At 44.5% G+C, this 12,462-nt stretch carries 8 protein-coding genes and 1 pseudogene; 2 read left to right on the top strand and 7 right to left on the bottom strand.

Going from position 1 to position 12,462, the window contains the following annotated elements:
• Window positions 1-73: 73 nt before the first annotated feature.
• The 7 genes and pseudogenes from ppiD to A6D97_RS22335 all read right to left on the bottom strand — a co-directional run.
• Complete coding sequence (ppiD, locus tag A6D97_RS01520; protein ID WP_017060618.1) at window positions 74-1,939, bottom strand: peptidylprolyl isomerase; 1,866 nt, start codon at window positions 1,937-1,939, stop codon at window positions 74-76.
• 218 nt (window positions 1,940-2,157) lie between these two features.
• Entirely contained in the window at window positions 2,158-2,451 is a 294-nt protein-coding gene (locus A6D97_RS01515; RefSeq protein ID WP_012604504.1) for an HU family DNA-binding protein, read from the bottom strand.
• A gap of 168 nt (window positions 2,452-2,619) precedes the next feature.
• Complete coding sequence (gene lon / locus A6D97_RS01510) at window positions 2,620-4,971, bottom strand: endopeptidase La (protein WP_017060619.1); 2,352 nt, start codon at window positions 4,969-4,971, stop codon at window positions 2,620-2,622.
• A 132-nt stretch (window positions 4,972-5,103) separates the two neighbouring features.
• Window positions 5,104-6,384: an ATP-dependent protease ATP-binding subunit ClpX gene (gene clpX, locus A6D97_RS01505; protein WP_009847283.1), complete on the bottom strand. Its 1,281-nt coding sequence runs from the start codon at window positions 6,382-6,384 to the stop codon at window positions 5,104-5,106.
• 81 nt (window positions 6,385-6,465) lie between these two features.
• The gene (clpP, locus tag A6D97_RS01500; RefSeq protein ID WP_004736080.1) at window positions 6,466-7,092 is read right to left on the bottom strand and encodes an ATP-dependent Clp endopeptidase proteolytic subunit ClpP; all 627 of its coding nucleotides are present in this window, start codon (window positions 7,090-7,092) and stop codon (window positions 6,466-6,468) included.
• A gap of 105 nt (window positions 7,093-7,197) precedes the next feature.
• Window positions 7,198-8,496 (bottom strand): trigger factor, encoded by a 1,299-nt coding sequence (tig, locus tag A6D97_RS01495; RefSeq protein WP_017060621.1) that lies wholly within the window; start codon window positions 8,494-8,496, stop codon window positions 7,198-7,200.
• A gap of 294 nt (window positions 8,497-8,790) precedes the next feature.
• Window positions 8,791-8,973, bottom strand: a pseudogene (locus tag A6D97_RS22335) (hypothetical protein); the annotation flags it as partial.
• Window positions 8,974-9,136: 163 nt separating this feature from the next.
• Between A6D97_RS22335 and A6D97_RS01490 the strand changes: the two are divergent.
• Window positions 9,137-10,957 (top strand): ATP-binding protein, encoded by a 1,821-nt coding sequence (locus A6D97_RS01490; RefSeq protein WP_065583683.1) that lies wholly within the window; start codon window positions 9,137-9,139, stop codon window positions 10,955-10,957.
• A 29-nt stretch (window positions 10,958-10,986) separates the two neighbouring features.
• On the top strand, window positions 10,987-12,333 hold the full coding sequence (locus A6D97_RS01485) for a sigma-54 dependent transcriptional regulator (protein ID WP_017064085.1): 1,347 nt from the start codon (window positions 10,987-10,989) through the stop codon (window positions 12,331-12,333).
• Window positions 12,334-12,462: the final 129 nt, after the last annotated feature.

The raw sequence follows: 12,462 nt of genomic DNA, 5'->3' as shown, positions 1-12,462 counted from the left end.
TAAAGCCTAACAATCACGTATTGATTTCAGTAGTAAGCTCTAACTTGAGCTTGCTACTGAGGTAATCAAACGCTTACTGACCTTGACCCACTACGTAGTATTCAACGTCTGCGTTTTTACGAAGTACGTTTAATACGTTAGTCAGGTCTTGCTGGTTACCAACTCGCTCCAACTGTGCACCAATTTGAGTGCTGTAGGCTGGGTTGATCTCAGCCGTTACTTTAGAAAGCTCAACAACAACGATATTACCGTCTTGGTCTTTAGATTGACCGAACACAGCTTGACCTGCTTCTGGTTTCGCTAGAGCGAATACAGATGCCGCTAATGGCGAGTTACGGTCAATCGTTTCAAGTTCAGTGAACTCAAGGTTGTTGTCCGCTAGTACTGCTTCATTGCCTTGCTCAAGTTCGTTCACTAGAGAAACACCTAGCTCAACCGCTTGCTGCTCTGCTTGTACAGCAGACAGTGCAGCGACAACTTGATCTTTCACTTCAGCTAGAGGAAGAACTGTCTCATCACGAGTCTCTTCTACACGAACAACAATTACGTGCTCAGGTGCAACTTCGATAACTTCCGAGTTTAGACCGTCTTCTTTCACTTCAGGGCTCAAGATAGCTTGCATAACTGCAGGCGTCATCAGAACTTCTGGAGCGTCAACTTGAGAGATGAAATCTGTCGTTGTGATCTTCGCGTTGATAGCTTCTGCAGAATCATCTAGAGAATCTGGGAATTCAAACGCTACTTTTTCTAGCTCAGTTTGTTGCTCGTAGAACTGATCAACTGCGTGTTGGTCTAGAAGCTCTGTCTTAATCTCTGCCGCTACTTCAGTGTAAGGCTGAGCTTGAGACGCTTTTAGTTCGTCTAGCTTGATGATGTGGTAGCCGAAATCAGATTTAACTAGGCCAGTAGTATCGCCAATATTCTCAAGAGCGAAAGCCGCGTCTTCGAATGCAGGGTCCATAACATCGCGCTCAATCCAACCTAGGTCACCGCCAACGTCTGCACTACCGAAGTCGTCAGATTTCTCTTCCGCTAGCGTAGCAAAATCAGCGCCTGCATTTAGCTCGTCTAGGATTGCCTGAGCTTTCGCTTCGTCATCGCCTTGAACTAGGATGTGGCTAACTTTACGTTGCTCTTCCGTTGAGTACTTGTCTAGGTGCTCTTGGTAGTATTTCTGTGCTTCTTCATCGCTTACTTCAAGCTGAGACTTAAGCGCTTCAGCAGAAAGCTCAATGTAAGATACCTTAGCTTGCTCTGGACGAGTGTAAGCTGCTGGGTTCTCTTGGTAGTACTGTTCGATTTGCTCGTCAGTTAACTCGATGTCTTTTGCAAGGTCAGCAACAGACAGTGTCACTGTGCGAATGTCACGAGTTTGTGCGATAAGCTTGCTCTGAGTATCGATTTCGCCCTGAAGAACGAATTCACTGCCTTGAAGTGCAGTCACAAGCTGGTTGCGCATTAGGTCACGACGCATGTATTCAGCGAAGCTCTCTGCGCTGAAACCTGCACGACGTAGTGCCGATTGGTAAACTTCTTGGTCGAATTGACCCGCCGTTTGGAACTGAGGCATTTCTAGAATCATGGTGCGGATTTGAGAATCACTGATTCGTAGGCCTAGAGACTCAGCTTGCTGCTCAAGCAGTACGTCATTGATCATGCGATCAAGTACTGATTTACGGAAAGACTCTACGTAAGCAGGGTCTGCAAGCATTTGCGCGAAGTAATCGCCAAGTTGAGACTGCATACGATTACGTTCGTTTTGGTAAGCCTGTTCGAACTCACCACGAGCAATTTCTGTGTTGCCAACTTTAGCTGCTGCGTTGTTACCGCCACCGGTGATGTAGCTGCCTACACCTGCGAATACGAATGACAGGATAATCAACCCAAGGATAATTTTTACCGCGATGCTATTCACGCCTTCGCGTAATCGATCCATCATAATTTAAGTGCTCTCCGGATATGAAGCATTGGCTTCAAAATAAAAATCTATTCACGCGATATTATCAGAAAAAGAAATGCGCATCAGTAGGATGCGCATAATTTAAATAAGTTCAATGTGCTTTGTACACATACTGTTTAAGAATGAAACATCATTTTTCAAACAGTAAACGCATTTTACTGCCTTCCCCTCTTAAATGGAGGTTTCAGCAGTGAAAATTAGTTACATGCGTCTTTAAGTGCTTTACCCGCTTTGAAGCCAGGTACTTTAGCTTCTGCGATTTGGATCTCTTCACCAGTTTTTGGGTTACGACCTGTACGAGCAGCACGAGTACGAACACTGAAAGTACCAAAGCCAACAAGTGCAACTTGGTCACCAGATTGTAGCGTTGTGCCAACTGCTTCGATGAATGCGTCTAGAGCGCGGCCAGCTGAAGCTTTAGAGATGTCTGCGTTTTCTGCGATTGATTCTACTAGTTGTGTTTTATTCACTGTTTTTCCCCTATGTGTCATCTGTGACTACTTCTGATGACTGTACGTTCCATTTTGGTTTTAATTTAGCCGCAAGCCTTATTGCAAAAGGGCTGCCGCTTTGATCAATAACTTAGCGTCCAAAAAAAACGCTGACAAGCCTTTTCGGGCCTATCAGCGTAATTCTTTACTTATTTTTGCTATGCATCACTATTTTTTCACGTCAAACTCGACCCCTGACGGATCTCGTTCTAGCGCGACTTTGAGTACTTCATCAATCCACTGAACCGGGATCACCTTCAAGTCAGCGATTACGTTGTCTGGAATCTCTTCCAAATCACGCTCATTGTCTTTAGGGATCAGTACAGTTTTGATGCCGCCACGGTGTGCAGCAAGCAGTTTTTCTTTCAAGCCACCGATAGGTAAAACTTCACCACGAAGGGTAATTTCACCTGTCATACCGACCTCTGCTTTAACCGGGTTACCCGTCAAGCTAGAGACAAGTGCAGTACACATTGCGATACCCGCACTCGGGCCATCTTTCGGTGTAGCACCTTCTGGTACGTGAACGTGAATGTCACGTTTTTCGTAGAAATCTGAGTTGATACCCAGTTTTTCAGCACGAGAACGAACCACTGTCATTGCCGCTTGAATCGACTCTTTCATCACGTCGCCAAGTGAGCCAGTTTGCGTTAGCTTACCTTTGCCCGGCATTGCTTCGGTCTCGATAGTCAGTAGATCACCACCCACTTGAGTCCACGCTAGGCCTGTTACTTGACCGATACGGTTGCTTTCATCCGCTTTACCGAAGTCGTGGCGTTGAACACCTAAGTACTCTTTCAGGTTATCAATGTTAACCGTTACAGACTTAAGATCGCTGTCTAGCAAGATGTTCTTCACTGCTTTACGACAGATCTTTGAGATTTCACGCTCTAGGCTACGTACACCCGCTTCACGCGTGTAGTAACGAATGATGCCGATGATTGCAGAGTCTTCAATCTCAATTTCATGAGGCTTAAGACCGTTGCGTTGAACTTGCTTGTCCAGTAAATGGCTCTTAGCAATGTTCAGCTTCTCATCTTCTGTGTAACCAGATAGACGAATCACTTCCATACGGTCCAGTAGAGGCCCAGGAATGTCCATCGAGTTCGATGTTGCCACGAACATAACATCTGACAGATCGTAATCTACTTCTAGGTAGTGATCGTTAAATGCGTTGTTTTGTTCTGGATCTAGAACTTCTAGAAGTGCTGAAGATGGGTCGCCACGCATATCAGAAGACATCTTATCGATCTCATCTAATAGGAACAGTGGGTTCTTAACACCAACTTTAGACATCTTCTGGATCAGTTTACCCGGAAGTGAACCGATGTACGTACGACGGTGACCACGAATCTCAGCTTCATCACGAACGCCACCAAGTGCCATACGCGTGTACTTACGACCCGTTGCCGCAGCAATCGAACGACCTAGCGAGGTTTTACCTACACCAGGAGGACCAACAAGACAAAGGATTGGGCCTTTTAGCTTGTTGATACGGTTTTGTACTGCCAAGTATTCAAGAATACGTTCTTTAACACGCTCTAAGCCGTAGTGGTCTTCGTTTAAGATCTCTTCCGCTTTCGCTAGATTCTTTTTCACTTTTGAACGCTTAGCCCAAGGAACGCCCACCATCCAATCAATGTAGCTACGTACTACTGTTGCTTCAGCAGACATTGGCGACATCATTTTCAGTTTTTGCAGTTCTTGCTCGGTTTTTTCACGAGCTTCTTGAGGCATCTTAGAGTCTTCGATCTTCTTCTTCAGAGTCTCGAATTCATCAGGAGCGTCGTCCATCTCGCCAAGTTCTTTCTGAATCGCTTTCATTTGCTCATTCAGGTAGTACTCACGCTGAGATTTTTCCATTTGCTTCTTAACGCGGCCACGAATGCGTTTTTCAACTTGCAAGATGTCAATTTCTGACTCCATTTGGCCCATCAAGAATTCCAGACGTTCAGTCACATCTAAGATTTCTAGAACGTGCTGCTTGTCTACCAGTTTAAGTGGCATGTGTGCAGCAATCGTATCAGCAAGGCGAGCTGCCTCATCAATACCGTTCAGAGATGTTAGAACTTCTGGTGGAATCTTTTTGTTCAGCTTAATAAAGCCTTCGAATTGATTGATCGCGCTGCGAACAACCACTTCTTGTTCTTTTTCGTCAAGTTCTGAGGTTACAACGTATTCTGCGTCCGCTAAGAAAAACTCACTTTCTTTGAATTGGTGAATTTTTGCACGCTGCTGACCTTCGACAAGCACTTTAACAGTACCATCAGGGAGCTTTAGTAACTGAAGAATGGTAGCGACAGTTCCTACTTTAAATAGGTCGTCAATTGAAGGCTCATCAGTGTCCGCTTCTTTCTGCGCTACAAGTAGTACTTGTTTGTTAGCTTCCATTGCCGATTCAAGGCAAGTAATCGATTTTTCACGACCAACAAACAATGGAATAACCATGTGTGGGTAAACCACTACATCACGTAGAGGTAGCACGGGGATTTCGATACGCTCGGAACGTTCCAAGTTCATATATTTCTCTCTTCCGCTTTAACTTATAAAGCAGTATATGGGGCTTAAACGACTGGATTCAATGGAAGAATAAAAAAAAGGAGGTAATTGCTTACCTCCTTTTTCAATTTGAGTGACTTGTCTAAAAAAGACCTACTCTGCAACAGCTGCTTGGTTATCTGAGTTGCTGTAAATTAATAGTGGTTCTGACTCACCATTAATTACCGACTCATCAATCACAACCTTGCTTACATCAGTTGAAGATGGCAGTTCGTACATAGTTTCTAGTAGAACACCCTCCAAGATAGAACGTAGACCACGAGCACCTGTTTTACGGTTCATTGCTTTCTTAGCAATGGCACGTAAAGCATCTTCACGGAATTCTAACTCTGTATCCTCAAGCTCAAATAATGCTGCGTACTGTTTTGTAAGTGCATTCTTTGGCTCACATAGGATTTGGATTAGCGCTTCTTCATCAAGCTCTGTCAGTGTTGTTGTCACAGGTAGACGACCAATGAATTCTGGAATCAGACCATATTTCACTAGATCTTCAGGTTCTACTTGAGTGAACAATTCACCGATAGTTTTGGTTTCATCTTTTGAACGCACTTCTGCGCCAAAGCCGATACCTGAACCTGTTTCTACACGCTGTTCAATCACTTTATCTAGGCCTGCAAACGCACCACCACAGATAAATAAGATCTTAGACGTGTCCACTTGCAAGAACTCTTGCTGTGGATGCTTACGACCACCTTGAGGTGGAACTGAAGCTACTGTACCTTCAACAAGTTTTAGTAGAGCTTGCTGTACACCTTCACCAGACACGTCACGCGTGATTGATGGGTTTTCAGCTTTACGAGAAATCTTGTCGATTTCATCGATGTAAACAATGCCGCGTTCCGCTTTCGCTACGTCGTAATCACATTTCTGAAGCAACTTCTGGATGATGTTTTCAACATCTTCGCCCACGTAACCCGCTTCGGTTAGTGTTGTTGCGTCTGCCATTGTGAAAGGAACGTCTAGGAAACGAGCCAATGTTTCAGCCAGTAGTGTTTTACCACTACCAGTAGGACCGATAAGAAGAATGTTACTCTTACCTAGCTCTACGCCTTCAGCTGTCGTATCACCATTACGTAAACGCTTGTAGTGGTTATAAACTGCAACTGCTAGCACTTTCTTCGCGTATTCTTGACCGATTACATAGTCGTCAAGATGCTCACGAATCTCACGCGGCGTTGGCAGCGATTCCGATTCTTTCTTAGGAAGAACATCTTTAATTTCTTCACGAATAATGTCGTTACAAAGATCGACACATTCATCACAAATGTAAACAGAAGGACCTGCGATTAACTTGCGAACTTCGTGTTGGCTTTTGCCACAGAAAGAGCAGTAAAGCAGTTTACCGCTACCACCCTCTTTGCTTTTATCTGTCATTCGCTAACCTCTTAGCCTTAACTCTCTATGCTTGAGTGTATATCAATTTGAATCACTTTGCGTTAAACAATTGCCCTGCAATTATTGACCGCGGTGATTAAGAACTGAATCCACCAAGCCGTATTCTACTGCTTGATCAGCAGACATGAAGTTATCACGATCTGTATCGCGCTCAACAACTTCTAGAGGCTGACCTGTGTGCTCTGCCAATAGTTTGTTTAGCTTTTGTTTGATCGTTAGGATCTCTTGCGCGTGAATTTGAATATCAGACGCTTGGCCTTGGAAACCGCCAAGTGGCTGGTGAATCATTACACGTGAGTTTGGAAGCACGTGACGCTTACCAGGAGTACCACCCGCTAGTAAGAATGCACCCATAGAGCAAGCTTGACCCATACATACTGTGCTCACGTTTGGCTTGATGAACTGCATTGTGTCGTAGATAGACATGCCTGCTGTTACGCTACCGCCAGGTGAGTTGATGTAAAGATAGATATCTTTGTCTGGGTTTTCTGATTCCAAGAAAAGCAGTTGAGCCACGACAAGATTTGCCATGTGGTCTTCCACTTGACCTGTTAAGAAAATGATACGTTCTTTTAATAGACGAGAATAAATATCGTAAGAACGTTCACCACGGGAAGTCTGTTCAACCACCATAGGAACTAGTGCGTCCATAATCGATGGCATTGTATTTTTTTCTTGGTAGCTCATATTCTTATGTCCCTAAAATAAATGGCCCGAATGATTAAATCATACGGACCATTGTTAGCAGAATTGTTGACCGTACGTCAACCTTCTACGTCAGATATTACTATATTAAGCAGGTTGCTGATTCATTAGCTCGTTGAAGCTAACTTCTTTATCAGAAACTTGAGCTTTAGCGATGATTGCATCAATAGCTTGCTCTTCTAGAGCAACATTGCGCATGTTGTTCATCATTTGCTCGTTTTGCTCGTAGTAAGCAATAACTTCTGTTGGATCTTCGTATGCTGTAGCCATCTCTTCGATGATAGCTTTAACTTTCTCGTCGTCAGCTTTTAGTTCTTCAGTCTTGATTACTTCACCAAGAAGAAGACCTACAACTACGCGACGTTTAGCTTGCTCTTCGAACAGCTCACGTGGAAGTTGGTCAGCAGCTTCAGTGTTGCCACCGAAACGTTGAGCAGCTTGTTGACGTAGAACACCGATTTCTTGATCGATAAGAGCAGAAGGTACGTCGATGTTGTTTTCGTTAACTAGACCGTCGATAGCTTGCTCTTTGATGCGGTTCTTAACAGCTTGCTTAAGCTCACGCTCCATGTTCTTACGAACTTCAGCTTTAAGACCTTCAACGCCGTCAGTTGCGCCGAACTTAGCAACGAATTCTTCGTTTAGTTCTGGAAGTTCACGAGCTTCAACTTTGTTTACTTTGATTGCAAACTTAGCTGCTTTACCTTTTAGGTTTTCAGCGTGGTAATCTTCTGGGAAGTTTACGTCGATTTCGAATTCCATACCTGCTGTTTTACCAACGATACCGTCTTCAAAACCAGGGATCATGCGACCAGCGCCCATCTCTAGTGGGAAGTTCTCAGCTTTGCCGCCTTCAAACTCTTCACCGTCGATAGAACCAACGAAGTCGATAGTTGCACGAGAACCAGCGTCAGCAGCAGCTTCAACTTCAGTCCAAGTTGCTTGTTGCTTACGTAGAGTTTCGATCATCTCTTCAACGTCAGCTTCTTTAACTTCTACTGCTGGTTTCTCAACAGTGATGTTTTCTAGACCTTTCAGCTCAACTTCTGGGTAAACTTCAAAAGTTGCGTTGAATACTAGGTCAGCGCCTTCGTTGTTTTCAACTGGTGCGAAAGTAGGTGCGCCAGCTGGGTTGATTTTCTCTTTAACGATCGCTTCGATGAAGTGACGTTGCATTACTTCGCCCATCACGTCTTGACGTACTGCTTTGCCGTACATTTTAGCAACCATCTTCATTGGCACTTTGCCTTTACGGAAACCATCGAAACGACGGTTTTTCGCGATGTTGCGTAGTTCAGCTGTAACTGCATCTTCGATGTTAGCAGCAGGAACAGTAATATTAAGACGGCGCTCTAGGCCTTCTAGCGTTTCAACAGTAACTTGCATTATATAAACCTCAAAACTGGCTCAGTAATCTGAGCATATGAGCCGTAACTTAGCTTTAATTCAAAAGCAGACGTTGTTGGCTGCATCCTTGTGTAGTGCTCTATCCGAACACCTAATTTAAAATCGAGCATTGATGTCTGAATTGATTATTCAACCAAACACCAGACTAATCAGCGATATCTTCGTTCTTCACACGTCGATTAAAACGCAAGAAAGCTTGTTTTCAGAAACAAGAAAGGTATCTCCGATTAGCCTCAGGACAGAAATTTTAGACGCGACATTCTAGCGATCTGTTTAATCTCTGTCGAGCCGTTCACCTCTGCATGATGATGAATGCTCTAAATTCGTCCAACTAAGTGATACAAAAACGATCAAATCATCACTTAGCACAACAGAAATGGGGACAATAGCGACTTTTTCAAGGGAATCGAGGGCTTTTTTTGCTAAAAACCTTAAAAAGAGATCTTGCTCTTGTTTTACCCCTCAGAGTCGATAACTTTTTCAACAATCCCCGTTACAAACCCTTAACCTACATCCATCTGTTCACTCTCTGCTTTCAGCAAAAACTACCGCTATTTGCTACCATAAACGAGAGAAGACAGGCTTGATTGTTTACCAAAGAAATCAGCGGAGAGCCTTCATGTTTCAAGCTTTTAAAATCCCAATACTGTTAATGGTCACATACAGTTTACTGATGGTGTTTGGCGGTCATTGGGTGTGGAGCACGAGCCATGAAAGTTTGTTAAATGATCATCAATCTAAGCTGGACCGCTTTTCTGTTCATATTTCAAGCCAATTGGATAAGTTCGCGCACATTCCCGAGCTGCTTTCAAAAGACAAAGAGCTGGTCGATGCCCTGCACTCTCCAAGTAACTCTGCGCAAATCGAACTCACTAATCGTTATCTAGAGCACGTAAACTCGGTGATTCAAGCATCCGACACCTACCTACTAGACAGTATCGGCACCACCATTGCAGCCAGTAACTGGAATCAACCGCGTTCTTTTATTCGTCGTAACTTTGCTTTCCGCCCCTACTTTCAAGAAGCGATTATTGGCAATGAAAATCAATATTTTGCGCTAGGTTCAACCTCTGGAAAGCGAGGCTATTATTATTCTTACCCCGTCTCCTATGCCGCCGAGATTATTGGCGTCATTGTCGTAAAGATGGATTTATCGCTGATTGAAGCAAGTTGGAAAGGCAAACAGAGTTTTTTTGTTGCTGACGATAAAGATCAAATTGTATTTATGTCGAGTAACCCTGAGTGGCTGTTCAAAAGCCTTCAGCCGCTAAGCGAAGTACAACACACTCGAATTCAAGAAAGCAGGCAGTATCTCGATACACAAATAGAAAGCCTGCACTTCTCCGGCGATTTAGACAGTGCCACCAGTCGTATTGAGTCGCCACACAAACTCGTCCAAGAGCAGTTCTTTAGTTCTTCGCGTTTCCTAGCCGAACCAAGACTCACCATACGGGTATTTTCTCCAACCCACTTAGTTTGGTGGGACTTGGTTGCTTACCTTGTGGTTTTGAGCCTAATCTTTGCGATTATTTATCTAACAATGCAGCTCAACCACCATAGACAACAAAGACGAGCACAGATAGACAGGCTGCAATCCGAAGCCAAGCAAAAACTCGAATTTCAAGTGCTTGAACGTACATCGGAGTTACATGTTGAGATCAAACACCGTATCGAAACCGAGCATGTTCTGAGGCAAACCCAAGACGAGCTCATCCAAGCCGCCAAACTAGCAGTGCTAGGGCAGATGTCAGCGAGCATCAGTCACGAACTGAATAACCCGCTTGCCGCGATTCGCAGTTATGCCGACAACGGCCGATTGTTTCTTGCCAAAGAAAAAACCGATCGTGTCGATGACAATCTATCGCGAATCTCGGCACTCACTGATCGTATGGCGAAAATCAGCCACCAGCTTCGCTCGTTCGCCAAAAAATCTACTGCGGAAGAGCTACACACCTTACAAATACTCCCAGTTTTACATTCATCGAAAGAGCTGATGAAGCCACAACTCAAGAGCGAGCGAGTTAAGGTCAACGAACTCCCTGAGACCTTTGATGCTTGCGTGCTCGCCAACGCCATTCAACTGGAACAGGTGATCATTAACCTGCTGACCAACGCGATTCAGGCGGTGGAACAACAAGATGACAAACAATTAGCTATTCTGTTAGAGATTAGAGAGTCCGACCATCAACAAGCCAATACCTTGCTAATTCATGTCGATGATAACGGCCCCGGCTTCACCTCCCCTTCTAGCGGAAACTTTTTTGAACCCTTCCATACCACCAAGAAAAACGGACTTGGACTTGGGCTATCGATTTCTCAACAAATAATCAACGGAATAAATGGCAAGCTCGTTACCGGTAGTAGCCCTCAAGGCGGTGCTCGAATCAGCATAGAGTTGCCCCTTGTTGGACATGAACAGCAAACAAAAACTCAGCAATAACCAGAATACAAAGAAGTAAAGGAATCACTATGTGTCACGTCTATTTCATTGATGATGAATCCGATCTAAGAATGGCGATTGAACAGAGCTTCGAGCTCGCCGACATTGATGCCGAATTCTTTCCCGATGCGGAGTCTGCTCTGCTCGCGATTCAAGAAAACGGCTTACCTCACGTGATCATCACTGATATCTGTCTACCAGGTCTATCCGGGCATGATCTGCTCAACACCGTGATGCACAAAGACAAAGAGATCCCCGTGATCATGATTACTGGTCACGGCGATATTTCAATGGCCGTTCAAGCCATCCAATACGGCGCCTATGACTTCATTGAAAAACCTTTCGCTAATGAACGCCTAATCGAAACCACTAAGCGAGCGATAGAAAAACGTCAGCTCACACTAGAGAACCTTGAGTTAAAACGTTCACTCAAAGCCAGCCAAGCGCTCGGCCCTAGAATCATTGGTGATACGCAATCAATGACGGAGCTGCGGTCTATCATCACTCACGTTGCCGATACCAATGCCGACATATTGCTATTTGGCGAGACAGGTACCGGCAAAGAATTAGTTGCACGTTCTCTGCATGAACAAAGCAGCAGGCGAGAACAAAACTTCGTCGCAGTCAACTGCGGCGCAGTGCCTGAAAATCTGATTGAGAGTGAACTGTATGGCCATGAGAAAGGGGCATTCACTGGCGCAGAAAGCAAACGTGTCGGTAAATTTGAATTTGCTCAGGGCGGAACTCTATTCTTAGATGAAATTGAGTCCATGCCAATGCAGGCACAAATTCGCCTGTTGCGCGTCTTGCAAGAACGCGTCATCGAAAGGGTTGGGTCTAATGGTTTAGTCCCTCTAGACATTCGAGTGATTGCGGCAACTAAAGTCGACCTAAAGAAAGCCGCTGAAGAAGGCACTTTCCGCCAAGACCTCTATTATCGACTCAATGTTGTGACCTTAGATTTACCGCCGTTAAGAAGCCGACAAGAAGATATCCCAGCACTCTTCCACCACTTCTTACTGGTCGCTGCGGCGCGTTATGGCAAGACTGCCCCTGCCCTTCCACAAAAGGAGCTGCACGCGCTTTTGGCTCATGATTGGCCGGGAAATGTTCGAGAATTACGTAACAGCGCTGAACGCTTCATCTTACTAGGGAAATTAGCTCAACTGGGTGATGGTGCGAACTCAGAGAGCCACTCAGACACCAGCATTAGCCTATCGGACCAAGTGGCAGAGTTCGAAAAAGCGGTGATCGAACGCGCGTTGATTGAGAATGAAGGGAGTATAAAATTAACTATGTCTCAATTAAATGTCCCAAGAAAAACGCTTTACGACAAAATGCAGCGTTATCAAATCGACAAAGATAATTTTAAGTAAAACAATAGATTTCGAAGTGAATAATTAAGCTGTGAGATAAAAGAATCAAACACGAAATAAAACGCAAAGCGTAGCTTAATCTGAATGTATATCGAAACTGGCAGAGATAAGGTTCATCTTCCATAATTT

This window comes from Vibrio sp. ZF57, from assembly GCF_001691235.1.
GTDB lineage: Bacteria > Pseudomonadota > Gammaproteobacteria > Enterobacterales > Vibrionaceae > Vibrio > Vibrio crassostreae_C.
The sequence above is the reverse complement of the archived record's forward strand: the minus strand, read 5'-3'. Positions and strand labels throughout refer to the sequence as shown.